13 protein-coding genes, 1 rRNA gene and 1 pseudogene are annotated in these 15260 nt (G+C 75.8%); 12 read left to right on the forward strand and 3 right to left on the reverse strand.

The genetic code is table 11. The features are described 5' to 3' along the window. The 3 genes and pseudogenes from rrf to ACFU9E_RS33710 all read left to right on the forward strand — a co-directional run. A 5S ribosomal RNA gene (gene rrf, locus ACFU9E_RS33700) occupies positions 1–91 on the forward strand; the annotation flags it as partial. A gap of 205 nt (positions 92–296) precedes the next feature. Beyond that, positions 297–1331: pseudogene (locus tag ACFU9E_RS33705) on the forward strand (hypothetical protein); the annotation flags it as partial. Positions 1332–1778: 447 nt separating this feature from the next. After that, entirely contained in the window at positions 1779–2576 is a 798-nt protein-coding gene (locus ACFU9E_RS33710) for a hypothetical protein (RefSeq protein ID WP_380715616.1), read from the forward strand. A 111-nt stretch (positions 2577–2687) separates the two neighbouring features. On the opposite strand, the gene ACFU9E_RS33715 is transcribed toward ACFU9E_RS33710, so the two are convergent. Next, a complete protein-coding gene (locus tag ACFU9E_RS33715) occupies positions 2688–4058 on the reverse strand; it encodes a DUF1015 family protein (RefSeq protein WP_380682028.1) in 1371 nt (456 codons plus the stop codon). A gap of 93 nt (positions 4059–4151) precedes the next feature. Here ACFU9E_RS33715 and ACFU9E_RS33720 point away from each other — a divergent pair, with 93 nt between their 5' ends. Together ACFU9E_RS33720 and ACFU9E_RS33725 are read left to right on the forward strand one after the other, a co-directional pair. After that, positions 4152–4769 carry a tetratricopeptide repeat protein gene (locus tag ACFU9E_RS33720; protein ID WP_380682027.1) on the forward strand — a complete coding sequence of 206 codons (618 nt, stop codon included), beginning with the start codon at positions 4152–4154 and terminating at the stop codon, positions 4767–4769. A gap of 102 nt (positions 4770–4871) precedes the next feature. After that, positions 4872–5915, forward strand: coding sequence for an HAD-IIA family hydrolase (locus ACFU9E_RS33725; RefSeq protein WP_380682026.1), 1044 nt, complete (start codon positions 4872–4874; stop codon positions 5913–5915). Positions 5916–5967: 52 nt separating this feature from the next. Here the strand turns inward: ACFU9E_RS33725 and ACFU9E_RS33730 are convergent, their stop codons facing one another. Next, positions 5968–6315 carry an SCP2 sterol-binding domain-containing protein gene (locus ACFU9E_RS33730; RefSeq protein WP_355374159.1) on the reverse strand — a complete coding sequence of 116 codons (348 nt, stop codon included), beginning with the start codon at positions 6313–6315 and terminating at the stop codon, positions 5968–5970. Positions 6316–6485: 170 nt separating this feature from the next. On the opposite strand from ACFU9E_RS33730, the gene ACFU9E_RS33735 reads away from it, so the two are divergent. From ACFU9E_RS33735 to ACFU9E_RS33750, 4 genes are all read left to right on the forward strand, one after another. After that, positions 6486–7298 carry a hypothetical protein gene (locus tag ACFU9E_RS33735; RefSeq protein ID WP_380715618.1) on the forward strand — a complete coding sequence of 271 codons (813 nt, stop codon included), beginning with the start codon at positions 6486–6488 and terminating at the stop codon, positions 7296–7298. Continuing rightward, positions 7291–7542: a hypothetical protein gene (locus ACFU9E_RS33740; RefSeq protein WP_380682024.1), complete on the forward strand. Its 252-nt coding sequence runs from the start codon at positions 7291–7293 to the stop codon at positions 7540–7542. The genes ACFU9E_RS33735 and ACFU9E_RS33740 overlap by 8 nt, the downstream gene beginning before the upstream one ends. 45 nt (positions 7543–7587) lie before the next feature. Next, a complete protein-coding gene (locus ACFU9E_RS33745; RefSeq protein ID WP_355374185.1) occupies positions 7588–8394 on the forward strand; it encodes a TlyA family RNA methyltransferase in 807 nt (268 codons plus the stop codon). Between the two features lie 92 nt (positions 8395–8486). Next, positions 8487–9389 (forward strand): NAD kinase, encoded by a 903-nt coding sequence (locus tag ACFU9E_RS33750; RefSeq protein WP_355374151.1) that lies wholly within the window; start codon positions 8487–8489, stop codon positions 9387–9389. Between the two features lie 112 nt (positions 9390–9501). Here the strand turns inward: ACFU9E_RS33750 and ACFU9E_RS33755 are convergent, their stop codons facing one another. After that, positions 9502–10998 (reverse strand): PLP-dependent aminotransferase family protein, encoded by a 1497-nt coding sequence (locus ACFU9E_RS33755; protein ID WP_380682023.1) that lies wholly within the window; start codon positions 10996–10998, stop codon positions 9502–9504. A 137-nt stretch (positions 10999–11135) separates the two neighbouring features. On the opposite strand from ACFU9E_RS33755, the gene ACFU9E_RS33760 reads away from it, so the two are divergent. The 3 genes from ACFU9E_RS33760 to ACFU9E_RS33770 all read left to right on the forward strand — a co-directional run bounded on the left by ACFU9E_RS33760 (position 11136) and on the right by ACFU9E_RS33770 (position 15120). Then, positions 11136–11915 carry a YitT family protein gene (locus ACFU9E_RS33760; protein ID WP_380682022.1) on the forward strand — a complete coding sequence of 260 codons (780 nt, stop codon included), beginning with the start codon at positions 11136–11138 and terminating at the stop codon, positions 11913–11915. An 88-nt stretch (positions 11916–12003) separates the two neighbouring features. Then, positions 12004–13737 (forward strand): DNA repair protein RecN, encoded by a 1734-nt coding sequence (gene recN, locus ACFU9E_RS33765; RefSeq protein ID WP_380682029.1) that lies wholly within the window; start codon positions 12004–12006, stop codon positions 13735–13737. A 213-nt stretch (positions 13738–13950) separates the two neighbouring features. Continuing rightward, complete coding sequence (locus ACFU9E_RS33770; RefSeq protein WP_380682021.1) at positions 13951–15120, forward strand: glycosyltransferase family 4 protein; 1170 nt, start codon at positions 13951–13953, stop codon at positions 15118–15120. Positions 15121–15260: the final 140 nt, after the last annotated feature.

Consider the following 15260-nt stretch of genomic DNA (forward strand, 5'->3'; position numbering starts at 1 on the left):
GCCCGGTTACATTCCGAACCCGGAAGCTAAGCCTCACAGCGCCGATGGTACTGCAGGGGGGACCCTGTGGGAGAGTAGGACGCCGCCGAACAATTATTCAAAGCCGCGGCCCCCAGCGATTCGCTGGGGGCCGCGGCTTTTTTGCGTATGTGCGCAGGTGTGCACGACCGGTAGAACGGGACTTCCGCCCAGACGCGGGGGGCCTCCGGATGCCGGACAATGGAGATGGTGCACGGCCAGAAGGCCGGCGCCGAACCGCGTGAGGGCAGTGGTGTTGCCCGGTCCGCGGTGGAGATGAAGCAGCAGAAGGAGTCACCACGATGGCGAACCAGCCTCAGGACCGCCCCGAGCGTCGATCGGACGACGGCCGCGGGTACGAGCCCCGGTCTCGCGGGGGCTGGTCGAACGACCGCGGTCCGCGCCGCGACGACCGCCGTGACGACCGTGGCGGTTTCCGTCGCGACGACCGCCCCTCCGGTGGTTACGGCCGTGACCGTGACGACCGTGGCGGCGACCGCGGCGGTTTCCGTCGCGACGACCGCCCCTCCGGTGGTTACGGCCGTGACCGTGACGACCGCGGTGGCGACCGCGGCGGTTTCCGCCGTGACGACCGCCCGGGTGGTTACCAGGGTGGCGGCGACCGCGGCGACCGTGGCGGCGACCGCGGCGGTTTCCGCCGTGACGACCGCCCCTCCGGTGGCGGCTTCCGTCGCGACGACCGCCCCTCGGGTGGTTACGACCGCGGTGGCCGTGACGACCGCGGTGGTTTCCGTCGTGACGACCGTCCGGCCGGCGGCGGTTTCCGTCGCGATGACCGTCCGGGTGGGTTCCGTCGGGACGACCGTGACGACCGTCCGCGCCGTGACGACCGCCCGTCGGGTGGCGGTTTCCGCCGTGACGACCGCCCGGGTGGTTACCAGGGTGGCGGTTTCCGCCGTGACGACCGCCCGGGTGGTTACCAGGGTGGCGGCGACCGTGGCGGCTTCCGTCGCGACGACCGCCCCTCGGGCGGCTACGGCCGTGACCGTGACGACCGCGGTGGCGACCGCGGCGGTTTCCGCCGTGACGACCGCCCCTCCGGTGGCGGCTTCCGTCGCGACGACCGCCCGGCCGGTGGTGGCTTCCGTCGTGACGACCGTCCGGGTGGGTTCCGTCGGGACGACCGTGACGACCGTCCGCGCCGTGACGACCGTCCCTCGGGCGGCTTCGACCGTGGCGGCCGTGACGACCGTGGCGGTTTCCGCCGTGACGACCGCCCGGCCGGTGGTGGCTTCCGTCGTGACGACCGTCCGGGTGGGTTCCGTCGGGACGACCGTGACGACCGTCCGCGCCGTGAGGACCGTCCGTTCCGTGACCGTGACGACCGTGGTGGCGACCGCGGCGGTTTCCGCCGTGACGACCGCCCGGGTGGTTACCAGGGTGGCGGCGACCGCGGCGACCGTGGCGGTTTCCGTCGTGACGACCGTGGTGGCCGTGACGACCGCGGTGGCTACCGGGGTGGCCGTGACGACCGGGGCGGCGACCGTGGCGGTTTCCGTCGCGACGACCGCCCGTCGGGTGGTTACGACCGTGGCGGCCGTGACGACCGCGGTGGCTACCGCGGTGGCCGTGACGAGCGCGGCGGCCGGGACCAGGACGACCGCCGGGGCAACTACGAGCCGGTCAAGCGCCTGCCGATCCCGGAGGACGTCACCGGTTTCGAGATCGACGCGGACGTCCGCCAGGAGCTCAAGAGCCTGCCCAAGACGCTCGCCGACGACGTCGCCCGCAACCTGGTGATGGTCGCCCGCCTGCTCGACAGCGAGCCGGAGGAGGCCTACCAGTACTCGCGTGTCGCGCTGCGGCTCGCCTCCCGCGTCGCCGCCGTCCGTGAGGCGGCCGGCTTCGCCTCGTACGTGACCCAGCGCTACTCCGAGGCGCTGACCGAGTTCCGCGCCGCCCGCCGGATGACCGGCCGGGTGGACCTGTGGCCGGTGATGGCCGACTGCGAGCGCGGCCTGGGCCGCCCGGAGCGGGCGCTGGCGATGGCCGGGGAGCCCGAGGTCAAGCAGCTGGACAAGGCCGGTCAGGTCGAGATGCGCCTGGTCGCGGCCGGTGCGCGCGGCGACATGGAGCAGTTCGACGCCGCCGTCGTGACCCTGCAGAGCCCCGAGCTGGCCTCGCCCGCCGTGCACCCGTGGACCGCGCGGCTGCGTTACGCCTACGCCGAGGCGCTGATCGCGGCCGGCCGCGGCGAGGAGGCCCGCGACTGGTTCGCCAAGGCCGCCGAGGCGGACACCGACGGCACCACCAACGCCTCCGAGCGTCTCGCGGAGATCGACGGCGTGGAGTTCGTGGACGCCCTCGACCCGGAGCTCGCCGAGGAGGAGGCCGAGCAGGCCGCCGAGCCGGCCAAGCGCAAGGGCGGCGAGGCCTCGGACGAGCAGGTCATCTTCGAGGACGACGAGGACGTCGAGGAGTACTACGACGAGGACGACCTCGAGATCGACGAGGACTTCGACGGCGTGGTCCCCGAGCGCGCCACCGACGCCGAGAAGGCCGAGCAGGCCGACGAGGCCGGTGAGTCCGGCAAGTAGGCGCCGGACCTGAGCACGAGTGAGGCCCTGCCGCGCCCCGGGAGATCCCGGAGGGCGGCAGGGCCTCACTGCGTTCCGGCCGGTCCGTGGCGGCGCCGGTCGGGCGGTGCGTCAGCCGAGTTCGAGGTTGCGCAGTACCAGCCCGGTGGCCGGCTTCGGCCCGAAGGAGGTGGACTTGCGCGGCATGGTGACGCCCTGTTCGGCGAGCCGGCGCACCACGCTCTCCCGCACCGGGTGCAGCAGGACGGCCGTTCCGCCGGTGCGGGCGGCCTCGCGTTCGGCGGCGTCCGCGGTGTGCAGGTAGCCGATGTCCTCGGGGCCGTCGGGGATCCGCCAGGTGTGGTCGAGCAGGGTGGCGTGCAGCACGGTGGCGTCCAGGTGGCGCCACTCCTCGGGCTTGTCGTGCGGCACGGTGGCGTCGAGCAGGGTCTCGTCGGGGTCGCCGACGAGCCGGTAGACGCCGTCCCCGCCGGTCAGCAGGAAGCCGCTGCCGCCGTGCCGCTTCTGCTCGGCGAGGGCCTGCAGCGCGGTTTCCAGCGGGCCGGGGACCTCCTTGACCCGCCACTGGTCGCCGAGCCGCTGCAGGGCCTCGGCGACCGGCAGCCGGTACAGCACCCGGTGGATGGCCCGCACCCGCAGCGGGTAGCGGGCGGTGTCGACCAGCAGCACCAGGCCGCGGTCCCAGGGGCTGCGCGGCAGGTGGCGGTGCTCGCGCTGGAGCCGCAGGTACATCTCCCAGCGGTGGTGGCCGTCGGCGATCAGCGCCCGGCAGGTGGCCAGGTCGCTGCCGACCTCGGCGATCTCGGCGTGCTCGGTGACCGCCCACAGCCGGTGGTGGGTGCCGTCGGAGGTGGTCGTGGTGAGCAGCGGTTCGCCGCGTACGGCGCGTTCGACGACGTCGGACGCCCCGCCGCCGCCGCGGTAGGTGAGCAGCAGCGGTTCGAGGTTGGCCCGGGTGGTGCGCATCAGGCCGACCCGGTCGGCGACCGGCCGGGGCATCACGTCCTCGTGGGGGAGGACGACGCCGGCCTCGCTGCCGCTGACCGCGAGGGCGCCGATGAGTCCGCGCTGCAGCAGTTCGGGGGTGTCGCCGGAGGCGGGCACGCGCTGCTCGTAGACGTAGAGGGCCGGCACCGGGTCGGCGGCCAGGACGCCCTCGCGCTGCCACTCGCGCAGCAGCCGGGCGGCGTGCCGGTAGCGGGTGTCGCGGTCGGGGCGGTCACCGGTGTCCTCGGGTTCGGGGCGCGGCAGGATCAGCCGGACGACGTTGTGCGGGTCGGCGGTCTCCAGGTCGAGCCGGCGGCCGGGGTCGACGACGTCGTAGGGCGGTGAGGTGACGGCGGCCAGGGCGCCGACCCGGTCGGGGACGTAGCGCAGGCCGCGGAAGGGGGACAGGGACAGACCTGCGGTGGCGACGCGCCCGGGATCGCCGGGGCCGCCGTGCGGAGACTCCGCTCCGCTTTCTGCACTGGGTGTGGTCATTCTGGGCATCGTAACCGGGTACGCGTTGTTCAGAGATCGGAACACCCGGGCCGGTCCGGTGGGCGGGTGTCGTGACCGAGGGCGAGGTGGCGCGTGGACGAGCGCGACGAGCGGGTGGACGACGGCGCCGGTGGCGGCGCTGGTGGGGGCCTCGGAGGGGCTGCCGGTGGGGACGGCGGTGTGCCGGAGCAGCGGCGGTCCGGGGAGCCGGTGGGTGACGTCTACGAGTGGTTCCGCCGGGGCGCGAAGCTGCTCGCCCAGGGCAACCCGGCGGCGGCCGAGCAGTTGCTGGCCCGGGCGGCCGCGGAGGAGCCGGCCTCGCGCAGCATCCGGGAGGCGCTCGCCCGGGCGCAGTTCGACGCGGGCTCGTACGCGGCGGCGCTGGAGAACTTCCGGGCGGTGGCCCTGGCCGATCCGTCGGACGACTACGCTCAGTTCGGGTGGGGTGTGGCGGCGGCCCGGCTGGGTGACTTCGAGACCTCCGCCGAGCACCTGGCGCTGGCCGTGGCGATGCGGCCGGAGACCGACCACTACCGGGCCGCGCTGCGGCAGACCCGGGCGACACTGGCGGCCCGGGCCGGGGCGTTCGGCCCACTGCTGCCGGGGGCGCCGGGGTACCTGGAGCCGCCGGCCGGGGAGCGGCCGCCGCCGCCGGGCCCGGCTTCCGGGCCGGAAGCCGGGAACCACGGCGGGCCCGGAGCCGACGGGTGAGCGGGACCGGCAGGACGGCTGAGCCCGGACGGCACCGGCGGAACCGGCGGCGCCGACAGCACCGACGAGCAGGACTGACGCGATGAGTGAGGTAGAGCAGGCATGACCGAGACGGCCACCACCGTGCGACGGACCGCCCCGGGCGGAAGCGAGCTGCCGCTGACCGAGGCGTACGACACGGCGCTGCTGGACCTCGACGGCGTGGTGTACGCCGGACCGAACGCCATCGACCACGCCGTGGACGCGCTGGCGGCGGCCCGCGCGGCCGGGATGCGGCTGGCGTACGTGACCAACAACGCCTCCCGCCCGCCCCGGGTGGTGGCCGCGCACCTGACCGAGCTGGGCGTGCCGGCCGAGCCGGCGGATGTGATCAACTCCGCGCAGGCGGCGGCCCGGGTGCTCGCCGAGAAGCTGCCGGCCGGGGCGAAGGTGCTGGTGGTGGGCGGTCTGGGGCTGGAGGAGGCGCTGGCCGAGCGCGGCCTGGTCACCGTCCGGACGCTGGCCGAGGAGCCGCTGGCGGTGGTCCAGGGCTTCGACGCCTCGGTGGGCTGGGCACAGCTGGCGGAGGCCTCCTACGCGGTGCAGTCGGGGCTGCCGTGGGTGGCGTCCAACACCGATGTGACGGTGCCGACCGCGCGCGGCATAGCGCCGGGCAACGGGATGCTGGTGGCGGCCGTCCGGGCGGCGACCGGGGTGGAGCCGGAGGTGGCGGGCAAGCCGCTGCCGCCGATGCACCGGGAGACGGTGCTGCGGACGGGCGCGAAGCGGCCGCTGGTGGTCGGCGACCGGCTGGACACCGACATCGAGGGCGCGTTCAACGGCGGCGTGGACAGCCTGCTGGTCTTCACCGGGGTGACGACGGCGGCGCAGCTGCTGGCGGCCCCGGCCGAGCACCGGCCGACCTATCTGGCGGAGGACCTGCGGGGGCTGCTGACCGGGCACGCGCCGGTCACGGCGCGCCCGGACGGCGGGTTCGCCTGCGGCGGGTTCGTCGCGGCGGCGCAGGACGGCGTGCTGCGGCTGGAGGGTGTCGGGGCGGACCGCTGGGACGGGCTGCGGGCGCTGTGCGCGGCGGCGTGGACGGCGCTGGACGCGAACGGCGAGCCGGTGGACGGCCGGAAGGCGCTGGCCGAGCTGGGGTTCTAGAAACCCCGGGAGAATCCCGGGAGAGCCCGGGGAGAACCGGGGACCGGTCGGGTCAGAGCAGGGTGCGCAGCCGCAGCAGATCGCGGAAGCCGGCCTCCAGCCTGACCCGTCCGGTCGCCCAGGCGGACGCGAAGTTGAGCCGGCCGCCGACCAGGGCGAGCAGGTCGTCGCTGCTCATGGTGAGCCGGATGTCGGCCTTCCCGGCGGGGCTGCCGGGGGCCTCTTCGAGGTCCTGGATGCTGCCCTCGCGCAGTCGCCCGGTGAAGGTGAGGTCGAGGTCGGTGATCCGGCAGCTGAGCGAGCGGTCCAGCTCGGCGGCCTTGCGGACGTCACCGGTGGCCTTGGCGAGGTTGCGGCTGAGCTGCTCCAGTGCCTCGCGGCACTCCTCGGCGTCGGCCATGGCGGCGGATCCCCTCCTTCGACGGGCCGCGGCGTTGCGGCCGGACGGCCGGGCCCGGCGGCCGTGACTGCCGGGCCACGGTACCGCAGGACGTGTTTGGCGGTAGCGTCGTCCGTGGGATGCCCGGATCCGTCCGGGCGTCGAGGCGACGGAACGATGCGCGCAGGCGAATGGGAGGCACCCGGATGCTGCCGAGGACGGTGCGAGGAGCGGTGGCGGCCGCGGCCGTGCTGGTGGAGGAGGTCGGCAAGCGGGTCGTCGGGACGGCGGCCGGTCTGCTGGAGAAGGGCGGGATCGACGTCGCCGAGGTGGAGCGCCGGCTGGGCGGGCAGTTCCCGCCGTCGGCGCGGTCGCTCCAGACGCTGGCCGAGGAGGCGGTGACCGCCGGCCGGGCCGGGGTGGACCTCGCGGTGGGGGTGGCGCGCGGTGAGGTCGAGAAGGCCTTCGAGCGGGTCGGCGACCAGGTGACCAAGGTGGGCGTGGTGCTGGCCTACCTGGAGAACAAGCTGCGCGAGGTCGAGGAGGACGACGCGGCGGGCCGGGAGGGGGCCGCGCCGGCCGCGCCCGCGCCCCGGGCCGGCGGGCTGTTCGAGGACGGCTGGGAGCGGGAGACGGCGGGCTCGGCGGAGGCGGAGCGGATAGCGGTGGACGAGCCGGTGGAGGTCGATCCGCCGGTGCCGCCGGCCGCTCCGGTGGTGTCCGCGGCTCCGGAGACGCCGGAAGCCCCGGCTCCGGCCCCGGCTCCGGCGAAGAAGGCCGCGGCGAAGAAGCCGGCCGCCGCGAAGCGGACGGCGGCGCAGGAGCAGCCCGCGAAGAAGGCGGCCGTGAAGAAGACGGCCGTCAAGAAGACCGCGACCGCCAAGCGGACCACCGCCGCGAAGAAGACCGCGGAGGCCGCCGGTCAGGACCAGCCGCCCGCCAAGCGGACCGCGACCAGGAAGACCACCGTCCGCCGGACCACCACGAAGAAGCCCGATGCCTGATCCCGAGAACCCGGCCGGGCCCGTGCCGGACCCCCTCCAGGAGATCGTTCCCCTGCCCGTTCCCGGCACCGGCGAGCCGCTGCCGCTGGGCGTCGACCTGAGCCCGACCGGCCACCCCGAGGTGGACGCCGGCCTGGCCCGGCTGGAGGCGCTGGACGGGGTGCCCACCGACGCGCACGTCGCCGTGTACGAAGATGTCCATCGGCGGCTGGCCGACACGCTGGCCGCCCTCGACCGGGACTGACCGGGCGAAGCACAACCATCCGTAGGAGCTGAAACACCAGTGGCAGTGGCACGACGCCGACTCGACGCGGAGCTGGTCCGCCGCAAGCTGGCCCGGTCGCGGGAGCACGCCTCCGAGCTGATCGCGGCCGGCCGGGTGACCGTCGGCGGGACCACCGCGACCAAGCCGGCCACCCAGGTGGAGACCTCGGCGGCGGTCGTGGTGGCCAAGGACGAGAACGACCCCGACTACGTCTCGCGCGGCGGCCACAAGCTCGCCGGGGCGTTCGCGGCGTTCGTCCCGCAGGGCCTGGTCGTCGAGGGCCGCCGGGCGCTGGACGCGGGCGCGTCCACCGGCGGGTTCACCGATGTGCTGCTGCGCTCCGGCGCCGCGCACGTGCTGGCGGTGGACGTCGGCTACGGGCAGTTGGCCTGGTCGCTGCAGAGCGACGAGCGGGTCACCGTGATGGACCGCACCAACGTCCGCGAGCTGACCCTGGACATGATCGGCGGCACCCCGGTCGACCTGGTGGTCGGCGACCTGTCGTTCATCTCGCTGGGCCTGGTGCTGCCCGCGCTGGCCGGCTGCGCCGCCGAGGACGCGGACCTGGTGCTGATGGTCAAGCCGCAGTTCGAGATCGGCAAGGAGCGGCTGGGCAGCGGCGGGGTGGTGCGCAGCCCGCAGCTGCGCGCCGAGATGGTGCGCCAGGTGGCGGGGCAGGCGTGGGAGCTCGGACTGGGCGTGCGGGCGGTCACCGCGAGCCCCCTGCCCGGGCCGTCCGGAAATGTCGAGTACTTCCTGTGGATGCGCCGGGACGCGCCGCCGCTGGACCTGGCGGATGTGGACCGGGCTGTTGCCGAAGGCCCCCGATAGGGTGCTCTGCGGACGTCCGGTCCGTCATGCTGGGTGGCGCGGCCGTACCGGGCCGACGGGGACCCGGACGGCGTAGGGAGAGGGCAGCGGGCATGAGTGATGAACGTACGGTCTTCCTGATCGCTCACACGGGCCGTGAGGCGGCCCTGCGCAGCGTCGAAGGACTGGTGCACGGTCTGCTCAAGGCGGGGATCCGGATCAGACTGCTGGCCGCCGAGGCGGTCGACCTGGACCTGCCGGACGGGGTGGAGACGGTCGCCGGGGGTCCGGGGGCGGCGGACGGCTGTGAGCTGATCCTGGTCGCGGGCGGGGACGGGACGCTGCTGCGCGGCGCCGAGCTGGCGCGCGAGCACGGCCTGCCGATGCTCGGCATCAACCTGGGCCGGGTCGGCTTCCTGGCCGAGGCCGAGCGGGACGACCTGGCGGTGGTGGTCGAGCGGGTTGTCGACGCCGACTACGAGGTCGAGGAGCGGATGACCCTCGATGTGATCGTCCGCACCAACGGCGACGTGGTGCACCACGACTGGGCGCTCAACGAGGCCTCGATAGAGAAGGCTTCCCGGGAGCGGATGCTGGAGGTGGTGACCGAGGTGGACGGCCGTCCGGTCTCCAACTTCGGCTGCGACGGGGTGGTGTGCGCGACGCCCACCGGGTCGACCGCGTACGCGTTCTCCGGCGGCGGGCCGGTGGTCTGGCCGGAGGTGGAGGCGCTGCTGATGGTGCCGATCAGCGCGCACGCGCTGTTCGCCCGGCCGCTGGTGACCTCGCCGGACTCGGTGTTGGCGGTGGAGGTGCAGCCGAAGACCCCGCACGGGGTGCTCTGGTGCGACGGCCGGCGTTCGGTGGAACTGCCCGCCGGGGCGCGGGTGGAGGTTCGCCGGGGGCAGACGCCGGTGCGGCTGGCCCGGCTGCACCGGGCGCCGTTCACCGACCGGCTGGTGGCGAAGTTCGCGCTCCCGGTGACCGGGTGGCGCGGCCGCACGGACAGCCACTGACCGACCCGGCCCGACCGTTCGATCGTCCGACAGCCTGACGGTCCGACCGTTCGGCCGTCCGACAGCCTGACGGTCCGACGGTCCGACAGCCCCCGACGGTCCGCCGGACCCGTCAGACCGCCAGGGGCTGGGTGTCGTCGGCGCCCTGCCAGCGGCCCTCCTGCTCGGCCCGGGCGGCGACCTCGGCCAGCCGGCGGACGGCGTCCGGCACGGCCGGGGCGGCCACCGTGAGCGGGATCCGGATGTGGTGCTCGAACGCGCCGTCGGAGCCGAACCGGTTCCCGGCGGCGATCCGGACCCCGGCGCGTTCGCCGGCCCGGGCCAGGGCCGCCCCGGACACCCCGCCGGTGCCGACCCAGAGCGACAGCCCGCCCGGCGGCACGGTGAACCGCCAGTGCGGCAGCCGTTCCCGCAGGGCGGCGTCCAGCGCCTCGGCGGTGTCCCGCAGCCGGGTCAGCTGGTGGGCGCGGACCGCCGGGAGGTGCGTGGTCAGCAGCTCGGCGGCGATCAGCTGGTCCAGGACCGGCGCGCCGACGTCGCTGTAGACCCGGGCGCCGGCCAGCCGGCGGACCAGGGCGGGCGCGGCGCGCACCCAGCCGATCCGCAGGCCGCCCCAGAGCAGCTTGCCGGCCGAGCCGACCGTGACCACCTGGGCGGCGCGGTCCAGGGCGGCCGTGGGGCGGGGCGGGGTGACGCCCTCGGGCAGGCCCCAGCCGAGCTCGGCGGTGGTCTCGTCGGCCAGCACGACGGTGCCGGCGGAGCGGGCGGCGGCGAGCAGCTCGCGCCGCTGCTCCTCGTCGATCAGCGCGCCGGTGGGGTTGTGGAAGTCGGGGATCACGTAGGCGGCCTTGGGCGCGGCCCCGCTCAGCACCCGCCGCCACTCGGCGAGGTCCCAGTGGAAGCCGCGGGTGAGCGGGACGGGCACCAGCCGGGCCTCGGCGAGCCGCAGGGCCTGCAGGGTGTGCGCGTAGCTGGGCGCTTCTACGGCGACCCGGTCGCCGCGGCCGAGCAGGACCTGGCGCACCAGGTGCAGGGCGCCCATCGCGCCGATGGTGATCAGGATCTGGTCGGGGGTGGTCGGCAGTCCGCGCTCGGTGAAGCGGCGGGCCACCGCCTCGCGCAGCACCGGGACGCCGGTGGGGTAGTGGCCGTGCCCGGCGGCGTACGCGGGCAGCTGCTCGACGGCGCGGGCGGCGGCGGTCGAGAGGAAGGGCTGCGGTGCGGGCAGCGCGGCGACGCCGAGGTCCAGGACGCGGCCCTGCTCGTCCGGCGGCACCGGGTGCAGGGCGTCGCTGGGCGGGGCCGAGCCCTCGGGCAGCGCGGTCCAGCTGCCGGAGCCGCGGCGGCTGCGCAGGTACCCGTCCGCCCGCAGGGCCTCGTAGGCGGTGGCCACGGTGGTGCGGCTGAGCCGCAGGGCGAGGGCCAGCTCGCGTTCGGCGGGCAGCCGGGCGCCGACCGGCAGCCGGCCCTCGGAGACCAGCAGCCGGACCTGCGCGGCCAGCGTGCGGTAGGCGGGGCGGCGGGCGGCGCCGGGGGGATCGGGCAGCCGCGCGGTGGAGAGCAGCCGGGCGAGCGCCGGGGACGTCACGGTGGTCTGCCAGTCGGCCAAGGCTCATCAGTCCACTTGCTGGGGATTGGCCCTGTCGTGGGCCGTATTGGCCTGGCCATCATGGCAGGGCGGCCATCGAGTCCGCCACCATCGGGGCCGTGTGTCGCGATGGTGCAGCACCACCTGCCGGAGATTCCATGGCCACCCCCGCGAGCACCCGCCCGTCCCCGTCCCCGCCCCCGTCCCCGTCGCTGTCCTCCTCCCCGTCCGCCGCGGCTCCCGGGCGGCCGGGTCTCGCCGTCCGCGTGCTGGGCGACACCCACGCGCTGGGCCGCCGGGTGCCGCAGCTGTTCGTCGGCCTCGCCCTCTACGGGGCCAGCATGGGCCTGATGCTCCGCTCCGGACTCGGCCTGGACCCCTGGGACGTCTTCCACCAGGGCCTGCAGGGCACCGTCGGGCTCTCGGTGGGCGCCTGGGTGACCATCTGCGGCGCGCTGGTGCTGCTGCTGTGGATACCGCTGCGCCAGCGGCCGGGCCTCGGCACGGTCGCCAACGTGCTGGTGATCGGCGCCGCGATGGACGCCACCGTGCGCGTCGTCGACGCCCCCGGGGCACTGCCGGCGCGGATCGCCCTGATGGTCGGCGCGATCGTGCTCAACGGCCTGGCCACCGGCCTCTACATCGGCGCCCGGCTCGGCCCGGGCCCGCGCGACGGCCTGATGACCGGCCTGCACCGGCGCACCGGCCGCTCGCTGCGGCTGATCCGCACCGGCATCGAGCTGACCGTGCTGGCCGCGGGCGTCCTGCTCGGCGGCACGGTCGGGGTGGGCACCGTCGCCTACGCGCTGGCCATCGGCCCGCTCGCGCAGTTCTTCCTGCCCTGGTGCACGGTTCCCGCCCCGGGCTCCGTCGCGGCGCCCGTCGCAGGCCCCGTCGGGGGCCGGGGAACCACGGCTGCGGACTCCCGGAACGGATGAACTTCGCGGCACGGAGTTGCCGCGCGCCGTTGTCGCTCGTCGCGCGGCGGGGGCGGAACCTCGTAAGGTCGTCTCCGTGTTGGACGAGATGCGGATACGGGATCTTGGGGTCATCGACGACGCGGTCGTCGAGCTGGCCCCCGGCTTCACCGCCGTGACCGGCGAGACCGGCGCCGGCAAGACCATGGTGGTGACCAGCCTCGGCCTGCTGCTCGGCGGGCGCGCCGACCCGGGCCTGGTGCGCAACGGCAGCGCCCGCGCGGTCGTCGAGGGGCGCCTCGAACTGCCCGCCGGCTCGCCGGTGGCCGCCCGGGCCGTGGAGGCCGGCGCGGAACTGGACGACGGCGCGCTGCTGATCAGCCGGACCGTCTCCGCCGAGGGGCGCTCGCGCGCCCACGTCGGCGGCCGGTCCGTTCCGGTCGGCCTGCTCGCCGAACTCGGCGAGGACCTCATCGCCGTGCACGGCCAGACCGACCAGCAGCGGCTGCTGCGCCCGGCCCGCCAGCGCGGCGCCCTGGACCGGTACGCGGGCGAGTCCGTGGCCGAGCCGCTGGCCCGCTACCGCGAGGTCCACCTGCGGCTGCGCGAGGTCTCCGCCACCCTGGAGGAGCTGACCACCCGGGCCCGTGAGCGCGCCCAGGAGGCCGACCTGCTGCGCTTCGGCCTCGACGAGGTCGCCGCCGCCGAGCCGGTGGCCGGCGAGGACGAGGAGCTGTCCGCCGAGGCCGAGCGGCTCGGCCACGCCGACGCGCTCTCCTCCGCCGCCACCCTGGCGCACGCCGCGCTGGCCGGCGACCCGGCCGACCCGGAGGCGCTGGACGCGGGCACCCTGCTCGGCCAGGCCCGCCGCGCCCTGGACGCCGTCCGCCACCACGACGAGCGGCTCGCCGCCCTCGCCGACCGGCTGAACGAGGTGGGTTACCTGCTCGCCGACGTCGCCGGCGACCTGGCCGGCTACGCCGACGACCTGGACGCCGACCCGGTGCGCCTGGCCGCCGTCGAGGACCGCCGGGCCGTCCTGGCCCAGCTGCTGCGCAAGTACGGCGGCCCGGAGAACACCCTCGCCGAGGTGATCGCCTGGGCCGAGACCGGCGCCGCGCGGCTCGCCGAGCTGGACGGGGACGACGACCGGATCGACGAGCTCGGCGCCCAGGAGACCCTGCTGCGCGCCGAGTTGGCCGACCTCGCGGCGGAGGTGTCGGCGGCCCGGCAGGGCGCCGCCGGACGCTTCGCGCAGGCCGTCTCCGCGGAGCTCGCCGAGCTGGCCATGCCGCACGCCCGGGTCACCTTCGCGATCAGCCAGGTCGACGACCTGTCCGGGATCGAGATCGAGGGCCGCACCGTCGCCTACGGCCCGCACGGCGTGGACGAGGTCGAGGTGCTGCTGGCCCCGCACCCGGGCGCCCAGCCCCGGCCGATCGCCAAGGGCGCCTCGGGCGGCGAGCTGTCCCGGGTGATGCTCGCCGTCGAGGTGGTCTTCGCCGGCGCGGACCCCGTCCCCACCTACCTGTTCGACGAGGTGGACGCGGGCGTCGGCGGCAAGGCCGCGGTCGAGATCGGCCGCCGGCTCGCCAAGCTGGCCGAGAGCGCCCAGGTCGTCGTGGTCACCCACCTTCCGCAGGTGGCGGCCTTCGCCGACCGCCACCTGGTGGTCGAGAAGACCAACGACGGCACCGTGACCCGCAGTGGTGTCAAGGTGCTCAACGACGAGGAGCGGGTGCGCGAGCTCTCCCGGATGCTGGCCGGCCTGGAGGACTCCGAGCTCGGCCGGGCGCACGCCGAGGAACTGCTCGCCGCCGCCCGCGCCCCCCGCAGGCGCTAGCCCGCAACCGTTCCGGCCCCGGCCCGGAGCCGGTCCGCGGGGGCGGCCCTCGCGGACCGGCCACGACGCGCCCCACCGGGGGCGCCGACTGTCCAAGAGGGCCGCCGACCTGGCATGGTGGCCGCTGGACACTGGCCTCCCTGTCCCGAGCGCCGCCGGCGGGAAACCCCCGCCCGGGGCGCGCGTAGCTGATCGAGTCGGATGCGAGACGACGTGGACCATTCCGCCGCCCGGGCCGCCGCGGCCACCCCCGAACCGGGGCAGCTGCACGTGGTCCTCGTCCTGGCCGCCAGTACCGGCGGCATCGGTGCGCATGTGCGCTCGCTGGCACAGGGCCTGGTCGCGCACGGAGTGACCGTCACGGTCTGCGCCCCCGCCGACGCGGACGCGCTGTTCGGCTTCTCCCGCACCGGCGCCCGGTTCCACCTCGTCGACATCACCCCGACGGCGGGCGCCCGCAGCGACGCCACCGCCATCGGCGAGCTGCGCCGCGCCTTCACCGGCGCCGACGTGGTGCACGCCCACGGCCTGCGCGCCGCGCTGCTGTCCGACCTCGCGCTGCGCACCGCCGGCCGCTTCCCGGGCCTGCGTCCGGAGACGCCGCTGGTGGTCACCGCGCACCACGCGCTGCTCGCCACCGGCATGGAGCGCCGGCTCCAGCGGCTGATGGAGCGCCGGGTGGCGCGCGCCGCCGACCTCGTGCTCGGCGCCTCCTCGGACCTGGTGGCCCGGGCGCGGGAGCTCGGCGCCACGGACGCCCGGCTCGGCCCGGTCGCCGCCCCGCCGATGCCCGAGGGCCGGCTGGAGCGGGCCCGGGCCCGGGCCGCGCTGCTCGGCGCGGGGCCGGACCGCCCGGTGGTCCTGGCGGCCGGCCGGCTCGTCCCGCAGAAGGCGTTCGGGGTGCTGCTGGACGCGACCCGGGAGCTGTCCACGCTGTCCCCGCAGCCGCTGCTGGTGGTCGCCGGGGACGGCCCGGAGGCCGCCGGGCTGCGCGAGCGGGTGGCCGCCGAGAAGCTGCCGGTGCGGCTGCTCGGCTACCGCACCGACGTGCCCGACCTGCTGGCCGCCGCCGACGTGCTGGTGGTCTCCAGCCGCTGGGAGGCCCGTTCGCTGGTGGTCCAGGAGGCGATGCGGGCGGGCGTGCCGGTGGTCGCCACGGCCGTCGGCGGCATCCCGGAACTGGTCGGCGACGCCGCCGTGCTGGTCCCGTCCGGGGACCCGGCCGCGCTCGGCCGGGCGGTGCGCGAGCTGCTGGCCGACCAGGCGCGCCGCGAGCGCCTGGTGGCGGCCGGCCGGCAGCAGGCGGAGACCTGGCCGGACGAGGCCGCCACCGTCGCCCAGGTGCTCAGCACCTACGACGAACTGGTGCAGCGCAACCGGTAGGCCCCGGGGCCCGGCGCCGACACGGCCGGAACACACCGCGTCGGCCTCCCCCGGGAGAGCGCTCTTCGGTGGCACGATGCCCCCCGGCGGAACGGCGTTCCGCGTGGGACGTGAGTCCCCGTCATCCACTTTTCGGGGGG

The organism is Kitasatospora sp. NPDC057595, from assembly GCF_042800875.1.
Lineage (GTDB): Bacteria > Actinomycetota > Actinomycetes > Streptomycetales > Streptomycetaceae > Kitasatospora.

What these genes read in the sequence shown, in the direction of transcription:
- ACFU9E_RS33710 (WP_380715616.1), top strand. Translation starts at nt 1,779, where the DNA reads ATGGTCGCCCGCCTGCTCGACAGCGAGCCGGAGGAGGCCTACCAGTAC.
- ACFU9E_RS33715 (WP_380682028.1), bottom strand. Translation starts at nt 4,058, where the DNA reads ATGACCACACCCAGTGCAGAAAGCGGAGCGGAGTCTCCGCACGGCGGC.
- ACFU9E_RS33725 (WP_380682026.1), top strand. Translation starts at nt 4,872, where the DNA reads ATGACCGAGACGGCCACCACCGTGCGACGGACCGCCCCGGGCGGAAGC.
- ACFU9E_RS33730 (WP_355374159.1), bottom strand. Translation starts at nt 6,315, where the DNA reads ATGGCCGACGCCGAGGAGTGCCGCGAGGCACTGGAGCAGCTCAGCCGC.
- ACFU9E_RS33735 (WP_380715618.1), top strand. Translation starts at nt 6,486, where the DNA reads ATGGGAGGCACCCGGATGCTGCCGAGGACGGTGCGAGGAGCGGTGGCG.
- ACFU9E_RS33740 (WP_380682024.1), top strand. Translation starts at nt 7,291, where the DNA reads ATGCCTGATCCCGAGAACCCGGCCGGGCCCGTGCCGGACCCCCTCCAG.
- ACFU9E_RS33750 (WP_355374151.1), top strand. Translation starts at nt 8,487, where the DNA reads ATGAGTGATGAACGTACGGTCTTCCTGATCGCTCACACGGGCCGTGAG.
- ACFU9E_RS33760 (WP_380682022.1), top strand. Translation starts at nt 11,136, where the DNA reads ATGGCCACCCCCGCGAGCACCCGCCCGTCCCCGTCCCCGCCCCCGTCC.
- recN (WP_380682029.1), top strand. Translation starts at nt 12,004, where the DNA reads ATGCGGATACGGGATCTTGGGGTCATCGACGACGCGGTCGTCGAGCTG.